Source organism: Smaragdicoccus niigatensis DSM 44881 = NBRC 103563 (assembly GCF_000380645.1).
Taxonomy (GTDB): Bacteria; Actinomycetota; Actinomycetes; order Mycobacteriales; family Mycobacteriaceae; genus Smaragdicoccus; species Smaragdicoccus niigatensis.
This window is the reverse complement of record NZ_AQXZ01000015.1, coordinates 50771-75371: the sequence shown is the minus strand read 5'-3', so window position 1 is coordinate 75371 and position 24601 is coordinate 50771. Positions and strand designations below refer to the sequence as shown.

Sequence of the window (24601 nt, the reverse complement as noted above, 5' to 3'; positions counted from 1 at the left end):
ATGCATTTACCCTGATTTATCGGCGCTTGTCGACAACGGCTAGCGTAAGCGGTTAGCCCGCATGAACACTGAACCGGCGTTCATGCCGAACGAGCTCAAGTTGAGAGGGATCATCCGTGCCCGCTGAGAACGACGCGAAATTCACCCTCAGCTACCCAGGTGGCGAGTACACGATGCCGGTGGTCAAGGCCACCGAGGGAAACGACGGGTTCGAGCTCGGGAAGTTGCTGTCGTCAACCGGGTACACCACTCTGGACCAGGGCTTCGTGAACACCGCGTCGACCAAGTCGGCGATCACTTACATCGACGGTGACGCGGGCATCCTCCGGTACCGCGGCTACCCGATCGACCAGCTGGCCGAGAAGTCGACCTTCATCGAGGTCAGCTACCTGCTCATCTACGGCGAACTGCCGACCACGCAGCAGCTCGAAGCATTCACCAACAAGATCCGTCGGCACACCATGCTGCACGAGGACCTGAAGCGTTTCTTCGACGGCTTCCCGCGCAATGCGCACCCGATGCCGGTCGTCTCCAGTGCGGTCAACGCGCTGTCGGCGTACTACCAGGACTCGCTCGACCCGCACGACCCGGAACAGGTCGAGCTGTCGACGATCCGCCTTCTCGCCAAGTTCCCGACGATCGCGGCCTACGCCTACAAGAAGTCGATCGGCCAGCCGTTCCTCTACCCGGACAACTCGCTGGGTCTCGTCGAGAACTTCATGCGCATGACCTTCGGTCTTCCGGCCGAGAAGTATGACCTCGACCCCGAGGTCGCGGCCGCGCTTGACATGCTGCTCATCCTGCACGCCGACCACGAGCAGAACTGTTCGACCTCGACGGTGCGCCTCGTGGGTTCGTCGGACGCGAACCTGTTCACCTCGGTTTCGGGCGGCATCAACGCGCTGTGGGGCCCGCTCCACGGTGGTGCCAACCAGGCCGTTCTCGAGATGCTCGAGGACATCCGTTCGAGCGGCATCAGCGTCTCCGAGTTCGTCCGCAAGGTCAAGAACAAGGAAGACGGTGTCAAGCTCATGGGCTTCGGACACCGCGTCTACCGCAACTACGACCCACGCGCTGCGCTGGTAAAGAAGGCCGCGGACAAGATCCTCGCCAAGCTCGGCGGCGACGACCAGCTCCTGGACATCGCGAAGGCTCTCGAAGAGGCCGCGCTGACCGACGACTACTTCATCGCACGCAAGCTGTACCCGAACGTCGACTTCTACACCGGCCTCATCTACCGTGCGATGGGCTTCCCGACCCGCATGTTCACCGTGCTGTTCGCCCTCGGCCGGATGCCCGGCTGGGTCGCGCACTGGCGGGAGATGCACGAGGAGCCGATGAAGATCGGCCGCCCGCGCCAGATCTACACCGGTTACGGCGAACGTAACTACATCCCGGCCAAGCGCCGCTGAACTTCTCTGGAGGAATTCCGTAATGAGCAAGCCTGAAGTCGAGTTCCAGGATGGCCCGGCCCCGTCGGAGTTGGTCATCAAGGATCTGGTCGTCGGTGAGGGAGCCGAGGCGCAGCCGGGTGCGTCCGTCGAGGTCCACTACCTCGGGGTCGAATTCGAGTCCGGCGAGGAGTTCGACTCGTCGTGGAACCGCGGCGAATCGATCACCTTCCCGCTGCGTGGACTGATCAAGGGCTGGCAGGACGGCATCCCGGGTATGCGTGTCGGCGGTCGTCGCCAGCTCACGATTCCGCCGGAGCAGGCCTACGGTCCGGCTGGTAGCGGCCACCGTCTGTCGGGCAAGACGCTCGTTTTCGTGATCGACCTGCTCGCCACGCGTTAGTCCTGGCGCAATAGCCATCAAACGCCCGGTCCTCGGACCGGGCGTTTTTGATCTGCCGCAATGATCTTTGCGGCATCATGACGGCATGAGCGTTAGCGCGCGCCTCGAATTGGACCACCTGCTGGGTAGCTCGGTGCAGTCCCTCGGGCTCCTGTCCGACTCGGAGTGCGCGCAACTGCTCGAATCGATCCGCGCGGTGCGGGTGCTCGAACGCGACGAGATCGCCGCTGACATCGAAGCGTCGCTCGTCGGCTTCCCCAGGTTCCTCCGCCCGTTGATCAAGGGGCTCGTGATCAGCCAGGGGCTGAACCTGTGAACAGCCTGGTGACGCACGGCCAGGTGGTCCTTCTCGCTCGACTGTTGGAAATCAGTCCGGAGAGCCTCGCGCACCTCGAACGCCTCAGCGCCGAGAACGTCGCCGACCTCCGGGAGCGGATCTCGCGGGTGTTCCACGACGACTTGGCACACACGTTCGGCCGAGTCGCGACCCTTGCTCCCGCCGCGCCATTGCGCCTGGCCGCGCGATTCGCGCAGAAGCGGGTGCCCCCTCGCCTCGCCGGACGAACCATCGGAGCGCTCGGTACCCACCATCCCAAGCGCAGCGCCGCGCTCCTGCGGTTCGTGGACCCGAAGTATGCCGCCCAGGTTGCACCGCACATCGATCCGCGGGCCGTTGTGGCGATCGCACCGATCGTCGATCCCCAGGTTGTCATCAACGTCGCTCGCGAGATTCTCAACCGCCGCGACTACATCACCGCCGCGAGCCTCATCATGGCGGCGCCCGACATGCTCGGTGACGCGGTGTGCGCGGGCGAGTTTGACGACTCCGAGGCGATCAAGGCCGCGGCGTACGCGTTGTCACCCGATCTCGCCAACCGAGTCCTGCGGTTCGTGCTCGATAACGCCCCGGAACGCGTGGACGCAATCCTGGATCACCTCGACGCGGCCGATGACGACGAGTTGATGATCGCCGCCCTCTCGGTCATCGCGCGCTGCGAACCGGGCGTCGCGGCCGATGCGGTGAAGGCACTGCTTGACCGCGGTCCGGACCTCGTGCCGAAACTGGCTCGATTCTGGGTTGAGGAGGGGTACGCCGCCGACGTCATCCGGGTCGGAGGCGTGATTCATCCCGAGGACCGCGTCCGAGTCGCGCAGACTCCGGTAATCAATGAACCCGACATTCTCGCGAAGATCGTCGAGACCGTGACCCGCAACCTCGACCAGGCGTTGTGGAAGGGCCTCGTCGAGATTCTCGAGTTCATGCCGAAACCGTCGCAGGTGCTGGCGCTCGAAGTGCTGTCGGCCGCCGATCCCACGGCGCTCCAGGTACACGGTCACTACTTGACCGAACTCGGGATGTGGTTGCCGCTGCTGCGCACGGTCGCCGCGCAGGAGCCCGAGGTGCAGTCCTTGATCGGCAGGGCGTGGCTGCCGTTCATCACCCCGCGCGATATGCGGTTGATCCGGCTGCAGCTCGCGGACACCGGTCTGGGTGAGCACCTCGGTCCGCTGCTCGCCGAAATCGAGGACTAGCCAGCAAGTTCGACGACGAGCCTCGCGCCGCCGAGCGAGCTGTCCTCGATCCAGGCACGTCCGCCATGGAGTGCGGCCTGCTGTGCGATGAGTGCGAGTCCGAGTCCGGAGCCGCCCGGTGCGGCGCCGGTACCGCGAACGAAGCGTTCGAACACCCGTTGGCGATCGCCCCGCGGGATTCCGGTGCCGTCGTCGTCGATCGCCAACACCACCCGGCCGGTGGGCTGGCGATGTGCGGAAACGATTGCGCGCGTGGCATTCCCATGGCGGCGGGCATTGGTCAGCGCGTTGTCGACGACGAGTCGCAGGCCGGCCGGGAAGCCCAGGACGACGAGTTCCGGGTCGACGTCTAGTTCGACGGCAAGATCGGGCATCGCGCGTGCGGCATCGTGCGCGGCGCGATCGCACAGCTCAGCGAGATCGGCTTCGACGCGGCTGGCGGGCGAAGCCAGGTCCCCAACCGCGAGTTGCTCGAGTGCCCGCAACGTGGATTCGATACGGGCCTGTGTGCGATCGAGATCGGCGAGCACCTCTTCGCGAGCAGCGCGATCGAGGTCCATGGTCCGAAGCACGTCGACGTTGGTGCGCATCGCGGTCAGCGGAGTGCGCAATTCATGCGCCGCCGCCGCGGCGAAGTCCCGGGCGGTCTCCAAGGACGAGGCGGACCGTTTGTTCATTGTGGCGAGCGCGTCGGAGAGTTCGTCGGCCTCGCGCACGCCGGATTTCGGTGGCGGCCCGGTTTGTGGGTGGGAATGGACCCAGGAGGTCAGCCGGGCGATGGGGCGCAGCGCCCGGCCGCCGAGCGCCCAACCCAGTCCGGCCGCGGCGGCGATCGCCGCGATCCCGGCAGCCAGAACCCGTTGTCGTTGCTTGTTGGTCTGGATGGTGACTTCCTTGAGAGGCAGTCCCAAGGTGACGACGTCGTCGAGCCGGGGTCGCGAAACGGTGAGCAGCCGATACGGCCTTCCGCCGACCTCCACCGTGGCTCGACCGTCCGCCAACTGCGGTAGTTCGATGTCGGAACTGGTCGGCTCACCGGAGTGCCGGACCGTCACCGACACCTCGCCGGCACCGCGATTTGCGGCGACGAACGCGACGACGTTGGACGGATCGAGAAGCACCAACCGGGACGCAGTCGTCAGGCGTCGGTCGACCTGCTCGAGATTGCTTCGGGCGATCGCCTTGTACATGACGGCGAACGTGACGGCCACGATGATCGTCGCGCCGAGCGCGGCCGCCAACGCGACGCGGGTTCGGAGCGACTGACCGCGCCTCATCGCAGCACGTACCCGACGCCACGCACGGTGTGGATAATTTCGGGGCCGCCCGCCGAGAGCTTGCGGCGCAGGTAGCCGACGAACACGTCGACGACGTTGGTGTCGGCGTCGAAGTCGTAGCCCCACACCAACTCGAGCAGCCGCGTCCGGCTCAGGACGACGCCGCGGTTGTTGGCGAGCGTCGCCAGGAGTTCGAATTCGCGCTTGGTCAGCGGAATTTCGGCACCATCGCGGAACACACGGTAGCCCGGAAGATCGATCTCGACCGTGCCGACGCGGATGAGCTGATCGCTGACCGCAGTCTCCGGCCGTCGCCGCAACAGTGCTTTCAACCGCGCCACGAGTTCGGCGAGAACGAAGGGTTTCACGAGGTAGTCGTCGGCGCCGGCTTCGAGCCCGGCGATGCGGTCGTCGACGGAGTTCCGGGCGCTCAGAACGCAGATCGGAACGTCGTTGCCCATCGCGCGCAGCGCGGTGACGACTCCGGTGCCGTCCAGGAGCGGCATGTTCATGTCGAGGACGATGACGTCGGGGGAGTGCTCGCTCACGCTACGGAGCGCGGCGGCGCCGTCGGCCGCAGTGAACACGGTGAATCCCGACAGGCGAAGGGCACGTTCGACGGACATGCGAACGTCCTGGTCGTCGTCAACGACCAGGACGGTTGCCGTGGGTGAGTTCACCGAACGATTGTCGCTGTTGCTCAGTGGCTTCCGCACGTCTCCAGGGCTTTGTTGAGCACCGCGCGCGCCTTCTCGTGCTTCGGGCCGTTGGCCAGACGCTCAGCCGCCTTGGGGTGCTTCTCCTTGAGCTCGTCGTACTTCTTCTGACGGTCCGCCGGGGTCATCGCCAGGATCTTCTTGAGACGTTCTTGGGCCTTCGGGTGCTTTTCGAAGCGGGCCTCGGCCTTCGGGTTGTTCGCCTTCATAGCGGAAACGACCTGGTCGTAACTGCAGGTGGTGCTGAGCAGCGGATGGTTTCCGCTCGGCGCGTCTGCGGAGGCGACGCCGGTGACGGTAAGCGCGGCGGCAGCAGCCACCAGTCCACCCATCAGGACATATTTCATGCGCTTCATTCCAAGCTCCTCGGTTGTGTCAACAACTACGAGAGCAACGGTATGGATGACGATTGTGGGGTCGGTGAACCAATTGTGAGAGGTCTGTGAGAGTCATCATTCAGGTGCGTTTCGGCGGGTGCCCAGGACTTGCACCCCAAGCGCGCAGATGCACCGAGAACTTGCTGCTGGTCGGGGTTCGGCTGCACGTTAGGGGTGTGTTTGGGCTCGAGCCGAACCCGCGGCGCTCCCGCGGGGCGGATAGACACGAGCAATCTCTTCCCATTAGGTTCAGCCCTTGTGATCGGAATTGAACGTGATGGTGCCGTCGCAATCATCGAGCTGCAGCGCGATGAGGCGCGCAATGCGCTGAACGACGAGATGGTCGAGAAACTGCAGGAAGCCATCACCACGTGTGCCGAAGAGTCGCGCGTCATCGTTCTGTGCGGCCAGGGCAAGGTCTTTTCCGCCGGAGCCGACCTCAACCAGGTCTTCTCGGAGAAGTTCCTCGAGCGGCTTCTCGAGCTCAATCACACGATCGATTCGGTTCCCGTTCCGGTGATCGCCGCCATCCACGGCGCCGCGCTCGGTGGTGGCGTGCAGCTGGCACTGGCTTCGGACCTGCGCGTCGTGGCACCCGGCACGGTTTTCGGCATCCCGGCAGCAAAGATCGGCGTCACTGTCGACCGCTGGACGATCCATCGCCTGATGCAGCTCATCGGTCCTGGTCCGGCCCGTACGATGCTGCTCGGACTCGAGCCGATCTTCACCGATGACGCCTACCGTCTCGGATTCGCCAACAAGATCGGCACCCGGGAAGACGCCATCGCGTGGGCCCACAAGATCGCCGAACTCGCGCCATTGTCGTTGGCGCACATGAAGATGGCACTCAACGACGACGGCACCCAGGACCCGGAGCCGGCCGAGCAGCGCGCGGCGTTGCTGCGCGCCTGGACGAGCGAGGACGCCCAGGAGGGCCGCCGCGCCCGCGCCGAGAAGCGCACCCCGCAGTTCACGGGACAGTAGCTCCCATACCCGCTGCGTTTACCGCTGCGTACAGTTGTTCTGTGAGTTCTAACAGCGTCGCCACGTCGAGGGGGCGTCGGTTCCAGAATTCGGAGCCGTCGGAGGTCATCTCTCTACGGGGAACCGGGCCGATTCTCGTCGAGTTCGTCAAAGGCATGAAGACCGGTCTGCCGGCCGCGGATATCCCGTTGTCGAGTCCCGACCTTCCGGACACTCCGGCGGATCTCGCGGTGACGTGGCTGGGCCATGCCACCGCTCTCATCGAGCTCGACGGACACCGAATTCTCGTCGACCCTATTTGGAGCGAGCGTTGTTCGCCCTCCCATCTCGTCGGCCCGGCGCGGCTGCATCCGATGCCGATGGCGATCGAGGAACTCCCCGAGGTTGACGTCATCGTGATCTCGCACGATCACTACGACCACCTCGACAAGCAGACGATCCTCGACCTCGCGCGCCTGCAGGAGGCACCGTTCTTCGTGCCGATCGGCGTCGGTTCGCATCTCCGGCGCTGGGGTGTACCGAGCGACCGGATCGAAGAACTCGACTGGAATCAGGCCGAGCAGGTCGCCGGACTCACGGTGACGTGTACCGAGGCTCGGCATTTCTCCGGCCGCGGCCTCGTGCGGAATACGACGCTGTGGGCGTCCTGGGCATTTGCCGGCATGACCCACAAGGTGTTCTTCGGTGGTGACTCCGGATTCACCCAGCGGTTCAGCGATACGGGTCGTACGCTCGGCCCATTTGATCTGACGTTGCTGCCGATCGGTGCCTACGACGGACGCTGGCCGGACATCCACATGAACCCGGAAGAAGCGGTTGCGGTGCATGCGCTGCTGTGCGGAAGTCCGCAGGCCGGGATGCTCATTCCCATCCATTGGGCCACGTTCAACCTCGCTTTCCACCGATACACCGAGCCCGTCGAACGGTTGCTGGCCGCGGCCGAGAAGGTCGGGACCTCGGTTCGGGTGCCGCTGCCGGGGCAGCGAACCGACCTTTCCGACACCTGGGATCAGAAGGTGTGGTGGGACGGTCTCAGCCGTCCCTGATGCGCGGAAACTTCCGCCAGATCATGGCGCCGTCACTAAGGTTGGTGACCGAACAGCGGCTCTCACGGTTTGGAGAATGTCATGGGCTTCGGCGACCTCGTTGGTAAGGCAAAGGATCTGGCGAAGGAGCATGCCGAGCAAGTCGAGGGTGCCATCGACAAGGTCGGTGACGTCGTTGATGAGAAGACCGAGGGCAAGTACGAGTCCATGGTCGACAAGGCCCAGGATGCGGCTAAGAAGTTCGCTCAGGACTAGTGATCTAATCTCTCCGGGCGCACGTATGACGCATGTGCCCGGAATCTTCAAGAAGGTAGGACAGCAATGACCGCAGTTGACACGTTGAAGCAGCTCCTCGAGCAGGGCATCACCATCGTGGGCGAGAACAAGGACAAGATCGAGGACGTCCTCGACAAGGCGAGCGCCTTCGTCGACGAGAAGACCGGTGGCAAGTACTCGGAGACCATCGCCAAGGGCAAGGACACCGTCAAGGCGTTCATCCCGGCTCCGCCGAGCAACCAGGCCTGATCTTTCGCAGCCGCCCAAAGGCCACCAGGACGAGTTCCTGGTGGCCTTTGTGCTGTCCCAGGGCTGATGTGACGGCAGCCACAGTTCTTTTGCAACTAGTTGCATAACCTTCGTGCCACCGCTTAGCGTTGTTGGCAGAACGTCAATTGGGTACGCACTGTCGGCCCGTCCCAGAAGGAACTGCAATGGCGCTGCCTCCCGCTCTCTCGTCCAGTCTGTCTCTGCCGGTCGTGGCTTCGCCGCTCTTCATTTGCTCCGGACCGGAACTGGTCATCGCGCAGTGCCAGGCTGGAATCGTCGGCTCGTTTCCCGCGCTGAACGCGCGATCGACGGAACTGTTGTCGGCGTGGCTGGACCGGATCGCGGAGGAGACCGCAGGATTTGCGCCGTTCGCGGTCAACCAGATCGTGCACCGGTCGAATGCCCGCCTCGAGGCGGACATGGAGGTCATCGTCGCGCATAAGGTTCCGATCGTCATCACCTCGTTGGGCGCACGCCCGGAGGTCAACGAAGCCGTTCACTCGTACGGCGGAATCGTCCTGCACGACGTCATCACGAACGAGTTCGCGCGCAAGGCCATCGAGAAGGGTGCGGACGGACTCATCGCGGTGGCGGCCGGCGCCGGCGGCCACGCCGGGACGCAGTCGCCGTTCGCGCTGGTCCAGGAGATCCGCGAGTGGTTCGACGGTCCGCTGCTGCTCTCGGGCGCGATCGCACACGGCCGTTCGGTTCTCGCGGCGCAAGCTGCGGGTGCGGACCTCGCTTACGTCGGCTCGGCGTTCCTGAGCACCACCGAAGCCAACACGGACGACGCCTACAAGCAGATGATCGTCGACTCCACTGCGAAGGACATCGTCTACAGCAACCTGTTCACCGGCATCCACGGCAACTACCTGCGGGGCAGCATCGAGGCCGCCGGTCTTGACCCGGACGCCCTGCCCGAGTCTGATCCGTCGGCCATGAACTTCGGCTCGGGCGGCAACAGCAAGGCGAAGGCCTGGAAGGACATCTGGGGATCGGGCCAGGGTATCGGCTCGATCAAGCAGAGCCTTTCCGTCGCGGACCTGGTTGCCCAGCTCAAGGTGCAGTACGACGACGCGGTCGATCAGCTTGTCGGGAAGACCGCCTAACCTTCGAGGTTGCGGACGGTTTCCAACGCCGACGTGAGCCACTCGACCCAGAACACCCGCATTCCGATACCGGCCTGCAGCACGATGTGCTGCAGTTTGCCGGCATCGGTCAGTTCACCAGCGAAGTCGCGCTGTTCGATCCCGAGGTAGGTCTGCAGTTCGTCCTGATGCAGGGCGAGTAGGCGCTCGAGTTCGACTTCGAGGCCGCCGATTCCCACGGTTGCGGCCGCGCGGAGGCGGAGCAGAAGCGGGTCGCGCAAGGGTCGCGGATCGTGTGATTCCCCGACCCACCGGACGAGTTCGTCGCGTCCCTCGGGGAGTACCTCATAGGTCTTTCGCTGGCCTTGCGCGGCGACTTCGGTGTCGCGCGCGCGGATGAGCCCGGCCGCTTCCAGCTTGTTCATTTCGCGATAGATCTGCTGGTGGGTGGCCGACCAGAAATACCCGATGGACTTGTCGAACCGGCGCGCGACCTCGAGTCCGGACGACGGCTTCTCGAGAAGAGCGGTGAGAATGGCGTGCGGCAGCGACACCGGGTTACTGACCGTCGAGACGGGTGTGCATCAGCAAGACGTTGTACGTCGACCACAGCGACAACGTGTAATAGAGGTCCGGCCCGGACGACCACGGGTGGATGAACGGTCCGTAGAAGCCGCCCGGCAGTTGTCCGTCGTCGAGGATCGACCGCGGATCACTCCACGGGCCTTCCGGTACATCCGCAGTCCGCAATTGGATGCTGCCGTCCGCGTAGGTCAGCGAAATGAACTTCTTGAGATAGTCGTTCCAGGCAACCGACATCTCGGCGATCGGACCGCGCATGACGGGGGTTGCGGCCGACGCATCGCCGGAGACCCAGCTCTGCCCGTTCCAGTACTCGTATTGCTCGAGCTCGAAGACCCTCGGCTCGGAGACCCGCGAAACGTAGGCCGAACCCTGACGGCCCTGTGGGGTGCCGAAGCTGTAGATGTAGCCGTCCTTCTTGACGAACGCGCCCATCTGGAAGTTCTGGTTTCCGCCGTCGTTGGTCCGCATCGTTCGGGGGACGGAGGTGAACGTCTCGCCGTTGTCGTAGGAGACGGCGAGGGCGGAGTAGTTCGTCGTCCAGTAGCCGGGTTGGCCCCAGGCCTGCACCGACATGTAGTTCACAACCTGCACCCCGTCGTTGATCGCGATGCCTGCGGTCGGGATGACGGTGATCTCGGGAGCGTTGGTCGGCAGGGAGTCGATCATCTTCCGGGCGGAACCGCCGCCGAGGTCGATGGGCGCGCCGCCCTGCGCATAGCCGAATGCTGATCCGGGGATCGCCATGCCGTCGGACAGGTTCGCATCCGGACTGCGGAACATGACGTTGCTGCGATGGTTGCCGTCGCCGGTGCAACTGAAGGTGTCGCCGAACATGACGAGAACCTTGTGGCTGGGTCCCTTGACGCCGTTGTCCCACATAATGCCGAGGTCGGTGCCGCCGATGGCAAGGCCACTGGCTTGTTTGCTCTTGGGTCCGGTCAGCCATTCGACGATGTTGGACTTCGCGTTGTTACCGGTCGAATCCGGACCGTCGGCGGGATTCGTGTTCTGCCCACCACCGCCGAACCAGCCAAACGCGCCCGCACTGCCATTTCCGCCGCACGGATCTGCGGTGGCAGCGAGAGGCGTCAGCAATGGCATGGCCAGTGCTGAACAAATCGCGGCGGTGATCGCAGCCCGCCTCGGCAGTTTGTCCATTGCATCCTCGCTGATGACTCGGTGCTGGTGGCATTTCCGAGTTGACGCAAAGGTAGCTGGCAGGAACTTCGCGGCAACAGAACCTGTCATTCAGTGGAATGAGAACGTTATGGCTGCGAAATTGGATCTCGACCACGATCAATGGCGAAGCCGCTAGGGTGACGCCGCCCTAGGATCGTGAAAACCGACTGATTGCGAAGCTATTAGAGTGACGGCGCTTTCGTTCGGGGACCTCCGCCTTGAGGTGACAAACCTGGACAAGGTGCTGTATCCCGAAACCGGAACCACAAAAGGCCAGGTCATCGACTATTACGTCGAGATCGCCCCGGCCATGTTGCCGCATATCATCGGTCGGCCAGTCACCCGTAACCGGTGGCCGAACGGCGTGGATGAGCCGCCGTTCTTCGAGAAGAATTTGGTGGCGCATGCACCGTCGTGGATTTCTCGCCGCGGGATCGCGCATTCGGATCGGGAAGTGGTCTATCCGATCATCGAAAATGTGGCGGGACTGGCCTGGCTGGGCCAACAGGCGTCTCTGGAAATTCACGTTCCGCAATGGACATTCACCGATGAGGGGATGGGTCCGGCGACACGACTCGTATTCGACCTCGACCCTGGCGACGGTGTCGGATTGACCGAATGCGCCGAGGTTGCGGTGGCCGTCCGGGACATGGTTGCGCAGATCGGGTTCTCCGCATTTCCGGTCACGAGCGGGAGCAAAGGAATTCATATCTACGTTCCGCTCGATCGCGCGCTGAGCCCCGGCGGTTCGTCGACGGTCGCCAAGCAGGTGGCACGGAACCTCGAGACTCTGCATCCCCGCCTGGTCACGTCCAACATGTCGAAGGCGGTCCGGGTCGGCAAGGTGTTTCTCGACTGGAGCCAGAACAACGAGTCCAAGACCACCATCGCGCCGTATTCGATGCGCGGGCGCACACTGCCGACCGCGGCCGCGCCACGCACGTGGGCCGAGATCGAGAACCCGGACACATTGCGCCACTTGATGTTCGATGAGGTTCTCGAACGCTATCGGCGCGATGGGGACCTATTGCGCGGTCTCGATCCGGTGTCGGATTCTCTCGACAAATACCGCAGCATGCGGGACGCCCGGAAGACGCCGGAGCCGATGCCGATCCGCGTCACCGGTAAGGCGGGCGGCAACTCCTTTGTCATCCAGGAGCATCACGCGCGGCGACTGCACTACGACGTTCGGCTCGAGCGCGACGGGGTGCTCGCTTCCTGGGCGGTGCCCAAAGGACCGCCGACAACCGCCAAGGAGAACCATCTCGCGGTGCGTACCGAGGACCACCCCATCGAGTACCTGACCTTCGCCGGCACGATTCCGAAGGGCGAATACGGCGCCGGCGTGATGACCATCTGGGACACCGGCACGTACGAGACCGAGAAGTGGCGGGATGACGAGGTCATCGTGCGTCTTCGTGGTGAGAAGGTGGCCGGCCGCTATGCGCTCATCCGCACGCAGGGGGATCAATGGCTCATGCATTTCATGCGGGACCAGCGCATCCCGGAGATGCCGTCACCGATTGCGCCGATGCTCGCGAGTCCGGGTGAGATCGACCGGCTCAGCGCCGACGAGTGGGCGTTCGAGGGTAAGTGGGACGGGTATCGGCTCGTCGTCGAGATCACGGGTGGGCGTGCGGTGGCACGCAGCCGAAACGGCAATGACCTGACCGATCGCTATCCCGTGGTCAGCGTCATCGCGCGCGAGCTCGAAGGCCACAATGTGGTTCTCGACGGGGAGATCGTCGTGCGTGGCCAGGACGGGACCACTAACTTCGGGCTCCTGCAACAAGGGGGCAAGACCGCCGAGTTCATTGCCTTCGACGTCCTGTTCCTCGACGGGGTCTCGCTGATCAACAAGCCGTGGCGGGACCGGCGCAAGATTCTCGAAGCGGTCAAGTCGCTGTCCGAGACACTTCAGGTTCCCCCGCTGGTCGACGGCAACGGAGCCAGTGCCCACAAGTTCAGCGAGGAGCAGGGCTGGGAGGGCATCATCGCCAAGCGGCGAGACTCGACCTACCTGCCGGGCAAGCGGGCGAACACCTGGATAAAAGCCAAGAACTGGCAGAGCGAGGAGTTTGTCATCGGCGGTTGGCGCCCAGGCGCGGGCGGACGGTCGATCGGCGCACTCCTCGTCGGCACGCCATCGATGAACGGACTGCGGTTCGCGGGTCGGGTGGGCACCGGTTTCACCGACCGAGCGATGGCGGATCTGCTGCAGCGGCTCGAACCCCTGCGCCGCGAGACCAGTCCATTCGAAGAACCGCTACCGCCGCTGGACGCGAAGGATGCGACGTGGGTCGATCCCATGCTGGTCGGCGAAGTGCGGTTCACCGAGTGGACGTCCGACGGCCGGCTGCGGCACCCGGCGTGGCGGGGCCTGCGCGAAGACAAGTGACACCAGATCCACCGTCAGGGGCAGGCGACGGTCTGATTGCTCCCGCTCGGGGTCTGCGCAGTGCAGTTGTTGGTCGCGATGGCAGTGTTGTTGGAGCCGTCCAAGACACCCGCCGTGCTGTTGTTGTCTGCAATGGCGGTGTTGTGATCACCACCGCCGATCGATGCCGAGCTGTTGTGGTCCGCGGTTGCCGTGCTGTCATCAGCGGTGAGAGATGCGTGGCTGCCGTTGTCCGCCGTCACCGTGTTGCGGTCACCGTCATCGATATTTGCCACGCTGCCCGTGCCGCTTGCGGTGACCTTGTTGTTGTTCCCCGCTTGCGTAGAGGCGAAGCCTCCATCGCTTGCGGTGACCTTGTTGCCACTGCCGTCGAACGCCTGGGCCGTGCTTCCGTTGTTTGCGGTGACCTTGTTGTTGTTGCCGAACCGGGCTGTAGCGCTGCTTCCGTTGTCTGCGACCGACGTGTTGCCGTTGCCATCGCCGGCGAACGCGGAACTTCCGTTTCGGGCGGTGGCGGTGTTTCTCGTGCCCCCAGTGGTGGTCGCATTGGAATTGGTGCCGGTTGCGACGGAGCGGTTGAAGTCGCCGTCCGCGTTCGCGCTCGTGTTGTCACCTCGTGCGATTGCCACCGAACCACGGCCGTTGCTCGAGCATTGGGCGGTGCCGTACTGCGGTCCGGCGTGACCGTTGACCGACACACAGAGGTTCGGGGCGGCCGAAGCCTGAGCGCCGGCAAACGCGGGACCCAGGAGCCCGGCAGCGGCGACTGCGGAGGCGACGACACAGCGGCGAAGAACAGGGGTAGCCATGACGCTCCTGAGAATCGGCGTGCCGACGCGCGCGAGTTCGCGCTAATTTGGCCGATGCCGCGAATGCTACTGCGATTTGTCCTGATTCCGGCGGTTATGCAGATCGGCCGTGGCAGGGGCTTGCCCGTGCCGCGAGAGCCGCGCCGATATTGGCCGCGGCTCTCGCGTGAGGTGTGGATATTGGCGCCTAAGGCCGACCGAGCCCGCGGTACGTCCAACCAGCCGCGCGCCATACCTGCGGGTCGATGCAGTTACGACCGTCGAAAATCCGCTTGCGGCGGACGATCTTGTTCAGGTCGGCGGGTACGAGCTCGCGGAACTGCTTCCACTCGGTGACGACCAGAACCAGATCCGCGCCCTGGCACGCCTCTTCGGTGCTCGCGCTATAGCCGAGGGTTGGGAACTCACGGCGGGCGTTCTCCATCGCCTTCGGGTCGAAGACGTTGACCGTTGCACCCTGCAGCTGGAGCTGGCCAGCAACGTTGAGGGCGGGAGAGTCGCGGACGTCGTCCGAGTCGGGCTTGAAGGCAGCACCGAGGACGGCGACGCGCGAGCCGAGGAGCGAGCCGCCGACGAGTTCGCGCGAAATCTCGACCATGCGCGTGCGACGACGCATGTTGATGTTGTCGACCTCGCGGAGGAACGTCAGCGCGTGCTCAGCGCCAAGCTCACCGGCGCGGGCCATGAAGGCGCGGATGTCCTTCGGGAGACAGCCACCGCCGAAACCGACGCCGGCGTTGAGAAATTTACGACCGATGCGCTTGTCGTGACCGATCGCGTCGGCCAGAACGGTGACGTCCGCTCCGGCGGCCTCGCACAACTCCGCCATCGCGTTGATGAACGAGATCTTGGTTGCCAGGAACGAGTTCGCGGCGACCTTGACCAGCTCCGCGGTTGCGAGGTCGGTGACGATGAACGGCATTCCGAGTTCGAGGATCGGGGCGTAGATCTCGCGAAGCACTTCTTCGGCACGACCCGGACGATCGCGGTCGACGCCGAGAACCAGCCGGTCGGGGCGCAGGGTGTCTTCGACGGCAAAACCTTCACGCAGGAACTCGGGGTTCCAGGCGACCTCGAGGCCTTCGCCGGCGGGGGAGAGCTCGCGAGCGAGTTCGCCCAGGTTGGCGGCCGTGCCGACCGGGACGGTCGACTTTCCGAAGATGACGGCCGGCTTGGTGACCAGCGGCGCCAGCTTCTCGACGACAGAGTTGACGAACCGCAGGTCGGCGGCGTATTCGCCGCGGCGCTGCGGCGTGCCGACACCGAGGAAGTGAATATCCCCCCAGGCGGCGGCCTCTTCGTAGGACGTGGTGAATCGCAGGCGACCGGCCTCGATGTTCCGTTTGAGAACCTCGTCAAGGCCTGGTTCGTAGAAAGGGACCTCTCCTGCTTCGAGCTTGGCGATCTTGGCGGCGTCGATATCGACACCGAGAACCTCATGACCGATTTCGGCCATACAAGCGGCGTGCGTCGCCCCTAGATAGCCCGTGCCGAATACCGTGACTCGCTTCGACATTTTTCCTCTTCGGTTCGCGTGGGGTCGTTCGAGTTTGTACGTTTCAAGCGCAAACTGTAATTGTGGCTGAGGGTGAACGCGCGGCGAGTGAGGCTTGCCACGACTCGTTCGCTTTGTCGCTACCAACACGTCAGCATAGGTTTGCCTAATGGGCCACGATCATTCGCATCTGCCACCGCAGAGCGCATCCGGGAGACATCTCTCCCGGTTGGCGATGGCGTTGACCATCAGTGCTGCGTTCATGTTCATCGAATTCGCGTTCGCGGTGCTCACCAATTCGCTGGTGTTGATCTCCGATGCGACCCACATGTTGACCGATGTCCTCGGGCTCAGCATGGCATTGAGTGCGGTTTTGCTCGCCCGCCGAAAAGAACCAACCTACGCGCGGACATTCGGCTATTACCGAGCGGAAGTCCTTGCGGCGCTGGTCAATGCGGTCCTTTTGTTCGCCGTCGCGATATATGTCGTTTTTGAGGCATTGACGCGTATCGGCGATCCGCCGCAGGTGGATGCCAAACCCGTGCTCGTCGTCGGTTGCATCGGCCTGGTCGCGAACATGGCGTCGGCGATGTTGCTGCGCAGCGGCTCGCAGGAAAGCCTCAACATGAAGGCCGCGTACCTCGAGGTGATCGCTGACCTCGTCGGAACCGTCGGGGTTCTGGTTTCAGCAACGATCACGCTGTTCACCGGCTGGCGCTACGCCGACATCATCATCGGTGTCGCGGTGGGTGTGTGGGTGCTGCCACGAACCTTCACGATTGCCCGCCGCACTTTGCGAATCCTGTTCCAGCACAGTCCTGAAGGCGTCGATGTCGAGGGGATCGCAGCCGCGCTCAAGGCGCTTCCCGGTGTCGCGGATCTGCACGATCTGCACATCTGGACACTGACCTCGGGCATGGAGGTGGCGTCGGTTCACCTCATCCTCGCTGCCGGGGCCGACGCCGATGTCGTCCTCGCGCTCGCCCAGGACCTGCTCACGCACGACCACCACATTCCGCACGCAACGCTCCAGGTCGAAGGCGCGGACGCCGCTCGCCGGTGTGCTGAACTCACCTGGTGATCGCCTGCGGATTCCCGCAGAATGGCCCCGCTCGCAGGGGCTCCGGTTATCGTGGCGCGCATGCGTATTCGGGGATTTGCGATTGCCTGCGTGACCATTGCCGCCCTCGCTCTGACGGGCTGCTCCAACTCCCAGGAATCATCCACCGCCACCACATCTGCTGCGACGAGCAGCATGTCGACCATGGCGGGCACCAAGATCGACGTGATGGAGTCGGAGTACTCGATCGAACTGTCGCAGCAGGATTTCAAGCCCGGCAGGTACACCTTTGTCGTCATGAACCACGGTCAGCGTCCGCACGACCTCGCCATCAAAGGCCCCGGAGTCGACGAGGTGAAGTCGAGCACGGTCAACAACGGTGAGACGACCGAGCTGACCGTTGACCTCGAAAAGGGCGACTACGAGTTGTGGTGCACAGTCGGTGATCACAAAGACCTGGGCATGGACGTCAAGATCACGGTTGCCTGATCCAGACGTTGTCGAAAAGCTCCGAGCGGCTGGTTGTGTCTTTGCCGCGGAAGAAGCTGAGCTGATCGTTGCTGCCGCGACCTCGTCCGCCCATCTCGACGAGTTGCTGCGGCGTCGAGTCGCAGGCGAGCCGCTCGAGACGATCCTCGGATGGGCCGAATTCTGTGGACTTCGGGTCGTCGTCACTCCGGGGGTGTTCGTGCCGCGCGCTCGGACCGAATTGCTCGTTCGTCGTGCGATAGCTGCGCAGCCGGGAGTCGCCCTCGATCTCTGCTGCGGCTCGGGGGCGGTGGCCGCTGTCCTGCAGCGCGAACTCCCAACGGTTGACGCGCACAGTGCGGATATTGATCCGATTGCAGTCGAATGTGCGCGCCGGAACCTTGATCCGAATCGGGTTTATTGCGCTGATCTGTTCGACGGCATTCCTGCTGACCTGCGGGGAAGGGTTGACCTGATCACGATGAGTCCGCCCTACGTTCCGACCGCACGGATTGTCACCATGCCGGTCGAGGCGCGCGAGCACGAGCCGCTGCGTGCTCTCGACGGAGGCGTCGACGGACTCGAAATCGCACGTCAGGCACTTGCCGACGCGGCCGGCTGGATTACCCCCAAGGGACGATTCCTGTTCGAAACCAGTCGGGGTCAATCCGAGGCGGCAGTCGCTGCTGCCGTAGCCGCGGGATGGTCCGCGACGGTCGTCACCGACGACGAGCTCGAGGCGACCACGATCGAATGCCGGTTACCGTGGTGATCATGCGGCGCATCTGGTTTTCGTTCGTCCTCCTTCTTCTCGCCGCCTGCTCGTCCACGACGGGCGGTGGTCCGACGTCCTTCCCGACGGCCGCGGCGACACCGAGTCTTGACCGCAATCCGATCCAGACGTTCACGTGGGCCGGCAAGGAACGCACGTACAAGGTCCACATCCCCGCTAAGTTCGACGAGAACCGCGAGTACCCGGTGGTGTTGTTGCTGCACGGCGCGTTCGGCAGCGCGCCGGAGTTCGAACGTCTCACCGGATTCGACGATCTGGCCGACGAAAAGGGTTTCATCGCCGTCTACGGCCAGGGCACCGAGTGGGGCCAGCGCGACATCGCGGTGTGGAACGCCGGTATGTGCTGTGGCGACGCGGCCCAGCCATTGCAGAACATCGACGACGTCGGCTACTCGAAGGAAGTCATTGCCCGGGTGTCGAAGGTCTACCGCGTCGACAAGAACCGGGTGTACGCCGCCGGGATGTCGAACGGCGGCATGATGGCCAACCGTCTGGCGTGTGAAGCGTCGGAGGTGTTCAAGGGAATCGCCGCGGTGGCGGGGACCATCCAGGTGTCGACGTGCACGCCGTCGGCGAAGGATTCCGTTCTCCTCATCCACGGAACCGCCGACACGACGGTCCCGTACGCGGGGGGAGCGAGTAAGACGCTCACCGATGTGACGACGATCCCAGTCATGACGGAATTCGCGGATTGGGGCAAGCGCAACGGCTGCACCGGCGCTCCGGTGACGAAGACGGATAAGCAGACTGACCTTGTCACTTACCCGAGTTGCGACCAGCCCGTCGAGCTGTTCCGTATCAACGGAGGGCGGCATGTGTGGCCTGTAGGCGCGGCCAAAAAAGTCACGGATTTCTTCCGCCTTTAGACAACGTATGTGTGCCGACTGTGCTACCCGCCAGTAGTTATGCATGATGTTGAACGATGAACACAATTCAGAAAATCGCGATTGTCAACCGTGGTGAACCTGCGGTTCGCCTTATCCGGGCTGTGCGCGAATTGAACGCCGCAAGAAACTGGTCGATCCGCACCGTCGCACTGCACACCGAAGCAGAGCGCCGGGCCTTGTTCGTACGTCAGGCTGATGAAGCCTGTCTGTTGCGACCGACGGGCAGCGGTACGCCGTACCTCGATCACGCCGAACTCGGTCGTGCCCTCCGCCAAAGCGGTGCGGACGCTGTCTGGGTCGGTTGGGGCTTCGTTGCCGAAGACCCAGCCTTCGCCGAGATGTGCGCTCGCATGGGCATCACCTTCATCGGGCCGTCCGCTGATGCGATGCGACTGCTCGGTGACAAGGTCGCCGCGAAGATCCTCGCCGAGAAGGTGGGCGTCCCCGTGGCACCGTGGAGTGGCGGGCCGGTCGAGAACCGTGCCGACGCTCGCCGTCACGCCCAGGCCATCGGCTACCCGCTGATCATCAAGGCCCGTAGTGGTGGTGGCGGTCGCGGTATCCGCAAGGTCTACTCCGAGGACCAGCTCGAGGTCGGTCTCGACCGCACGATGGCCGAAGCCGAGCGATCCTTCGGCGACCCGGTTGTCTTCTTGGAGCGACTCGTCACCGACGCGCGCCACGTCGAGGTGCAGATCATCGCCGACCAACACGGCAATGTCTGGGCTCCGGGCGTGCGTGACTGCTCGATCCAGCGCAAGAACCAGAAGGTCATCGAAGAGTCGTCGTCGCCGGTCCTGACCCAGGAACAGTCCGACTACCTCCGATTCGCCTCCTCCGAGCTCGTGCACGCCGCGGGTTACGTCGGCGCCGGCACGGTGGAGTACCTCTACCAGCCGGACCAGCAGATCTTCACCTTCCTCGAGGTCAACACTCGACTCCAGGTCGAGCACCCGATCACCGAAGCCGCGACGGGTGTCGACCTCGTCAAGCTCCAGATCCTCATCGCCAATGGTGAGCCGCTCCCGGGTGCCTGCCCGCCAGAGATCGGCCACGCCGTTGAGGCGCGCCTGAACGCCGAGGACCCGGACAACGACTTCGCCGCCGCACCGGGCAAGGTCGTCCACCTGAACTTCCCGATGGGCCCGGGTATCCGCGTCGACAGCGGTATCGCCCAGGGTGACGTCATTCCGCCGGACTACGACTCGATGGTCGCGAAGATCATCGCGTCGGGTCGTGACCGCGACGAGGCGCTGGCGCGTCTGCGTACCGCGCTGCAGGCGACCCAGGTCGTGCTCGATGGCGGTACCACCAACAAGTCGTTCCTCCTCGAGTTGCTGGATCGCCCCGAGCTCATCGACGGCTCCGCGGACACCGGCTGGCTGGACCGCCAGGGCCCGCGCACCGTCGCACCGAGCCGGGTGGCGCACGTGGCCTTGATCGCTGCGGCGATCGAGTTCTACGACAGCCAGCAGGACATGGAACGTGACTCGTTCCTGCGTTCGGCCCGCGGTGGTCGCCCACGTACGACGCACGCGATGTCCCGCGACGTCGAGCTGAGTTACCAGGGTCAGGCGTACACGCTGGCCGTGGCACAGACCGGTCCGACCAACTACCGAATCAACGTGGCCGACAACGAGCTCGAGGCCTCGATCGAGCGTCTCGGGGCTTTCGGCTCCCGAATCACTCTCGGCAACACGCACTACCAGGTCGTTCTCGCGAACAGCCCGGGCCAGTTCCTCGTCGAGGTCGACAACATCACCCACCGCGTCAGTCGTGACGACGGCGGCATCGTCCGGGCTCCGGCTCCGGCGGTCGTCGTGGCCGTTCCGGCCGCTGCGGGCGACACCGTCGAGGTCGGCGACACCCTCGTGGTGCTCGAGGCCATGAAGATGGAGATGGCCGTACGTGCCCCGTGGCCGGGTGTCGTGCGCGACGTCCTCGCGGTGGTGAACTCGCAGATCGACGCCGGTGCGCCGCTGCTTCGCATGAACAAGAAGTCTGAGGGCGCTGCGGTCTCGACGGCTCCGCGCGTGGTGTTCCCGCGCGCCGAGTCCGAGGTCCTGGGCGACACGATCGCCGAGGCCGGCGCTCGCCTGGATACCCTTCGCTCGGTCATCACCGGATTCGACGTCGACGCCAAGCGTGCCGTTCGGGTTCTGTCCGAGTACTGGGAGCTGCGTTCGTCGCTCGCGGAGCCGAGTGCTGCGCTTCTCGAGGCCGAAGTCGGACTCATCGCGACCTTCGCCGACATCTGCGAAATTTCGCGGAACCGGCCGGCCGCCGACGAGGACACCGAGGTGCTCGAAGAGGTCCACAGCCCGCGCGAGGGATTCCACTCGTTCCTGCTCACGCTCGACCCCGAGATCGCCGGACTCAAGCCGGCGTTCACCGCCAAGCTCGCGGGCGCGCTCGGACACTATGGCGCCGACCTGACGCCTGGGCCCGACCTCGAGTCGGCGGTGTACCGCCTGTTCCTGGGTCTGCAGCGCATCGAGAACCAGGTTCCGGTCATCGCCGGGCTGCTCGAGCGCTGGCTCGCTCGCGACGCCGCCGCGCCGCGCCCGACGCCCGCCTTGGCAGAGGTTCTCGACCGCCTCATCGGGGCGACCCAGATCCGCTTCCCGCTCATCAGTGACGTCGCTCGACTGCTGCGCTTCCGTGCGTTCAGCGAGCCCGTCATCAAGGAAGCGCGTTTCCGCGCCTACCGGAACGTGCGTCGCGGTCTCGACTATCTGTCGGCGAACCCGGACGCGGTCGACTACACCGATCGCGTGCAGGCGCTTGCCGAGTCGACCGAGCCGCTGCTGCTCATGCTCGGCCAGCGGATCGCGAGCCCCGGCCCGCTCGTCGAGGTGCTGACGCGGCAGTACTACCGCATTCACACCCTCGCGGACGTCACGACGGTCGCCCGCGGCGACCATGGCTTCGTGACCGGCACGTTCGACCTTGCCGGGGAACGGATGTACCTCGCTGCGACGGCCGCGAGCTTCGACGACTTCGGCACGGTTCTCGACCACGTCGCGGAATTGCCTGAAGACGTTGCTGCCGGTGCGGGGCACAACCTCGGCGTCGACATCTATGTGAGCTGGCCGGATGCTCCGCTGGACGGTGACGCGGTCTCCGCCGAGCTCGTGCGTCGTGCGAACTCGCACACGTCAGCGCTGAACGTTCGCCGGATCACGATCACGGTCTTCGGTGCTCGCAACGTCGCCTTCCAGATCACGCTGCGCCCGGGCGACAACGGCTTCACCGAAGATCGCATCATCCGGGACATGCACCCGATGACCGCGCAGCGGTTCGACTTCTGGCGGCTCAAGGAGTTCGAAGGCCGTCGTTTGTCGGCGCCGGCGGACACTCACCTGTATGAGCTCACCGCGCGCAACAACGCGAAGGACCAGCGTCTGCACGCATTCGCCGAGGTCCGCGAAGAGGATGTCCAGCGGGACGCCTCGGGTGCGGTGATCAGCGTGCCCGGCATCGAGCGCGCGATCGCGGCGTGTGTCGACGGCCTTCGCCGGGCGCAGACGCAGCGTCATGGCAAGCGCCTCGAGAACAACCGGGTCGCGATGTTCGTGTGGCCGGTCCTGGACATCCCGGAGTCGGAGTTGTCGGCGATCGGGCACATCATCGCTCCGATCACCTACGGCGCGGGCCTCGAGCAGGTTCGAATCCGCTTGCGCGTCCGTCCGGACGTCCGCACCGAGCCGCGCGACGTTTCGGTACGCGTGTCGTTCAGTTCCGGAGCGGGCTTGGTCGTCTCGGTCACCGAGCCGCCGAGCGAAGCCCTTCGTCCGCTCGACGAGTACACGCTCAAGGTCCACAACGCGAAGATGCGTGGACTCGTCTACCCGTACGAGCTCGTTCCGATGCTCACCGGTGAGGACGGCAGGTTCGTCGAGTACGACCTCAACGAATCCGGCACGCTCGTACCGATCGATCGACCGCGCGGCCGCAATTCCGCAGGTGTCATCGTGGGTCTGACGACGAAGCCGACGATGCGCTACCCCGAGGGCATGACGCGCGTTGCGATGTTCGGTGACCCGACGAAGGCGCTCGGAACCGTCGCCGAAGCCGAGTGCTCGCGCATCATCGCCGCGCTCGACCTCGCGACCGAGCGTCAGCTTCCGGTCGAGTGGTTCGCGCTCTCCTCGGGTGCGACGATCTCGATGGACAGCGGTACCGAGAACATGGACTGGGTCGCGAAGGCGCTGCGCCGGATCGTTCAGTTCACGCAGGCCGGCGGCACGATCAACGTCGTCGTCGCAGGTATCAACGTCGGTGCCCAGCCGTACTGGAACGCCGAGGCGACCATGCTCGCGCACACGAAGGGCATCCTTGTGATGACCCCGGACAGTGCGATGGTGCTCACCGGTAAGCGGTCGCTCGACTACTCGGGTGGTGTCTCCGCCGAAGACAACTTCGGTATCGGTGGATACGACCGTGTCATGGGTCCGAACGGTGAGGCGCAGTACTGGGTGCCGAACCTCAAGGCCGCCTGTGACCTGCTGCTCGAGCACTACGAGCACTCGTACGTCGCACCGGGCGAGCGGTTCCCGCGTCGGGCCTTCACCAAGGACCCGATCAACCGCGACGTGAACAACTACCCGCACGTCCATCCGTCGAGCGACTTCACGACCGTCGGCGAGATCTTCTCGCCGATCACGAACGGCGACCGCAAGAAGCCGTTCGACATCCGTACGGTCATGCGGTCGATCGTCGACCAGGATCACCGCGTCATGGAGCGTTGGGCCGACATGGCCGGAGCCGAGACCTCGGTCGTGTTCGATGCGCACCTCGCCGGTCACCCGGTCGTGCTCATCGGTATCGAGTCGCGCCCGATCTCGCGCAAGGGTTGGTACCCCGCCGACGGTCCGGATTCCTTCACGTCCGGCACGCTGTTCCCGCACTCGTCGAAGAAGACCGCGCGAGCGATCAACGCAGCGAGCGGTAACCGTCCGGTCGTCGTTCTGGCGAACCTCTCCGGATTCGACGGCTCGCCGGAATCACTGCGGAAACTGCAACTCGAGTACGGCGCCGAGATCGGCCGTGCGGTCGTCAACTTCGACGGCCCGATCGTGTTCTGCCTGATCTCGCGCTACCACGGTGGTGCGTTCGTGGTGTTCTCCGGAGCGCTCAACGACAACATGGAAGTCATCGCGGTCGAGGGATCGTTCGCTTCCGTGATCGGTGGCGCACCGGCGGCGGCTGTCGTGTTCACCCGTGAGGTCGACAAGCGGGTCGCGTCGGACCCGGACGTCCTGCAGCTCGAGGCCGAGCTCGCTGAGGCGAAGGACGATGCCGAGCGTGCTCGGGTCCGGGTCGCCCTGGCCGAGGTTCGGTCGTCGGTGCGTTCGGTCAAGCTCGGTGAAGTGGCCGCAGAGTTCGAGGCGATCCACAACATCGACCGTGCACAGCGAGTCGGTTCGGTGCACACCATCGTCGCCGCCGAGACGCTGCGCCCGAGCCTCGCCGAGGCGATCGAGCGGGGCCAGGCGCGCACGCTGGCCGCGAAGAAGCAGCAGGAACACGCCTCGATCAGCTGATCGAGCCTTGTCTGCCGGAG

Annotated in this window: 22 protein-coding genes; 15 read left to right on the top strand and 7 right to left on the bottom strand. The window is 64.6% G+C overall.

The annotated features are described in order from the left end of the window. The first annotated feature begins 116 nt into the window (after positions 1–116). The 4 genes from F600_RS0108860 (at position 117) to F600_RS0108845 (ending at position 3327) form a co-directional block, all read left to right on the top strand. Complete coding sequence (locus F600_RS0108860; RefSeq protein WP_018160250.1) at positions 117–1412, top strand: citrate synthase; 1296 nt, start codon at positions 117–119, stop codon at positions 1410–1412. 22 nt (positions 1413–1434) lie between these two features. Further along, the gene (locus tag F600_RS0108855; protein ID WP_018160249.1) at positions 1435–1794 is read left to right on the top strand and encodes an FKBP-type peptidyl-prolyl cis-trans isomerase; all 360 of its coding nucleotides are present in this window, start codon (positions 1435–1437) and stop codon (positions 1792–1794) included. 85 nt (positions 1795–1879) lie between these two features. Beyond that, positions 1880–2110 (top strand): hypothetical protein, encoded by a 231-nt coding sequence (locus F600_RS0108850; RefSeq protein WP_018160248.1) that lies wholly within the window; start codon positions 1880–1882, stop codon positions 2108–2110. Then, positions 2107–3327 carry a hypothetical protein gene (locus tag F600_RS0108845; protein WP_018160247.1) on the top strand — a complete coding sequence of 407 codons (1221 nt, stop codon included), beginning with the start codon at positions 2107–2109 and terminating at the stop codon, positions 3325–3327. The genes F600_RS0108850 and F600_RS0108845 overlap by 4 nt, the downstream gene beginning before the upstream one ends. Here the strand turns inward: F600_RS0108845 and F600_RS0108840 are convergent. The 3 genes from F600_RS0108840 to F600_RS27555 are packed head-to-tail and all read right to left on the bottom strand — an operon-like array spanning position 3324 to position 5676. After that, positions 3324–4604, bottom strand: a complete 1281-nt coding sequence (locus F600_RS0108840; protein WP_018160246.1) for a sensor histidine kinase — start codon at positions 4602–4604, stop codon at positions 3324–3326. The two genes, F600_RS0108845 and F600_RS0108840, sit on opposite strands and share 4 nt — an antisense overlap. Further along, entirely contained in the window at positions 4601–5284 is a 684-nt protein-coding gene (locus tag F600_RS0108835) for a response regulator transcription factor (protein ID WP_026306325.1), read from the bottom strand. The genes F600_RS0108840 and F600_RS0108835 overlap by 4 nt, the downstream gene beginning before the upstream one ends. A 20-nt stretch (positions 5285–5304) precedes the next feature. Continuing rightward, a complete protein-coding gene (locus F600_RS27555; RefSeq protein ID WP_018160244.1) occupies positions 5305–5676 on the bottom strand; it encodes a hemophore-related protein in 372 nt (123 codons plus the stop codon). A 279-nt stretch (positions 5677–5955) separates the two neighbouring features. Here F600_RS27555 and F600_RS0108825 point away from each other — a divergent pair, with 279 nt between their 5' ends. The 5 genes from F600_RS0108825 (at position 5956) to F600_RS0108805 (ending at position 9382) form a co-directional block, all read left to right on the top strand. Further along, complete coding sequence (locus F600_RS0108825; RefSeq protein WP_018160243.1) at positions 5956–6681, top strand: enoyl-CoA hydratase; 726 nt, start codon at positions 5956–5958, stop codon at positions 6679–6681. Between the two features lie 41 nt (positions 6682–6722). Next, positions 6723–7727: an MBL fold metallo-hydrolase gene (locus tag F600_RS0108820; protein WP_370670707.1), complete on the top strand. Its 1005-nt coding sequence runs from the start codon at positions 6723–6725 to the stop codon at positions 7725–7727. A gap of 81 nt (positions 7728–7808) precedes the next feature. Further along, positions 7809–7982, top strand: coding sequence for an antitoxin (locus F600_RS0108815; RefSeq protein WP_018160241.1), 174 nt, complete (start codon positions 7809–7811; stop codon positions 7980–7982). Positions 7983–8048: 66 nt separating this feature from the next. Continuing rightward, a complete protein-coding gene (locus tag F600_RS0108810) occupies positions 8049–8252 on the top strand; it encodes an antitoxin (protein WP_018160240.1) in 204 nt (67 codons plus the stop codon). 185 nt (positions 8253–8437) lie between these two features. Next, complete coding sequence (locus tag F600_RS0108805; protein WP_018160239.1) at positions 8438–9382, top strand: NAD(P)H-dependent flavin oxidoreductase; 945 nt, start codon at positions 8438–8440, stop codon at positions 9380–9382. Here F600_RS0108805 and F600_RS0108800 read toward each other — a convergent pair. Together F600_RS0108800 and F600_RS0108795 are read right to left on the bottom strand one after the other, a co-directional pair. After that, entirely contained in the window at positions 9379–9915 is a 537-nt protein-coding gene (locus F600_RS0108800; protein WP_018160238.1) for a PadR family transcriptional regulator, read from the bottom strand. The genes F600_RS0108805 and F600_RS0108800 overlap by 4 nt on opposite strands. 4 nt (positions 9916–9919) lie before the next feature. Next, positions 9920–11104: a glycoside hydrolase family 183 protein gene (locus F600_RS0108795; RefSeq protein WP_018160237.1), complete on the bottom strand. Its 1185-nt coding sequence runs from the start codon at positions 11102–11104 to the stop codon at positions 9920–9922. Between the two features lie 208 nt (positions 11105–11312). On the opposite strand from F600_RS0108795, the gene F600_RS0108790 reads away from it, so the two are divergent. Further along, the gene (locus F600_RS0108790; protein ID WP_018160236.1) at positions 11313–13523 is read left to right on the top strand and encodes an ATP-dependent DNA ligase; all 2211 of its coding nucleotides are present in this window, start codon (positions 11313–11315) and stop codon (positions 13521–13523) included. Between the two features lie 14 nt (positions 13524–13537). On the opposite strand, the gene F600_RS0108785 is transcribed toward F600_RS0108790, so the two are convergent. Together F600_RS0108785 and F600_RS0108780 are read right to left on the bottom strand one after the other, a co-directional pair. Beyond that, on the bottom strand, positions 13538–14332 hold the full coding sequence (locus F600_RS0108785) for a hypothetical protein (RefSeq protein ID WP_018160235.1): 795 nt from the start codon (positions 14330–14332) through the stop codon (positions 13538–13540). Positions 14333–14519: 187 nt separating this feature from the next. Beyond that, positions 14520–15848 (bottom strand): UDP-glucose dehydrogenase family protein, encoded by a 1329-nt coding sequence (locus F600_RS0108780; protein ID WP_026306322.1) that lies wholly within the window; start codon positions 15846–15848, stop codon positions 14520–14522. 148 nt (positions 15849–15996) lie between these two features. Here F600_RS0108780 and F600_RS0108775 point away from each other — a divergent pair, with 148 nt between their 5' ends. Genes F600_RS0108775 through F600_RS0108755 form a run of 5 tightly spaced genes read left to right on the top strand, consistent with a single transcriptional unit; the run spans position 15997 to position 24581 of the window. Beyond that, positions 15997–16908 carry a cation diffusion facilitator family transporter gene (locus tag F600_RS0108775; protein ID WP_026306321.1) on the top strand — a complete coding sequence of 304 codons (912 nt, stop codon included), beginning with the start codon at positions 15997–15999 and terminating at the stop codon, positions 16906–16908. A 60-nt stretch (positions 16909–16968) separates the two neighbouring features. Beyond that, positions 16969–17376, top strand: coding sequence for a plastocyanin/azurin family copper-binding protein (locus F600_RS30255; protein WP_162141406.1), 408 nt, complete (start codon positions 16969–16971; stop codon positions 17374–17376). After that, on the top strand, positions 17369–18127 hold the full coding sequence (locus tag F600_RS0108765) for a putative protein N(5)-glutamine methyltransferase (RefSeq protein ID WP_018160231.1): 759 nt from the start codon (positions 17369–17371) through the stop codon (positions 18125–18127). The genes F600_RS30255 and F600_RS0108765 overlap by 8 nt, the downstream gene beginning before the upstream one ends. A 2-nt stretch (positions 18128–18129) precedes the next feature. Then, complete coding sequence (locus F600_RS30250; protein ID WP_162141405.1) at positions 18130–19014, top strand: CE1 family esterase; 885 nt, start codon at positions 18130–18132, stop codon at positions 19012–19014. Positions 19015–19070: 56 nt separating this feature from the next. Continuing rightward, positions 19071–24581 (top strand): ATP-binding protein, encoded by a 5511-nt coding sequence (locus F600_RS0108755; protein WP_018160229.1) that lies wholly within the window; start codon positions 19071–19073, stop codon positions 24579–24581. The last annotated feature ends 20 nt before the right edge of the window (positions 24582–24601 follow it).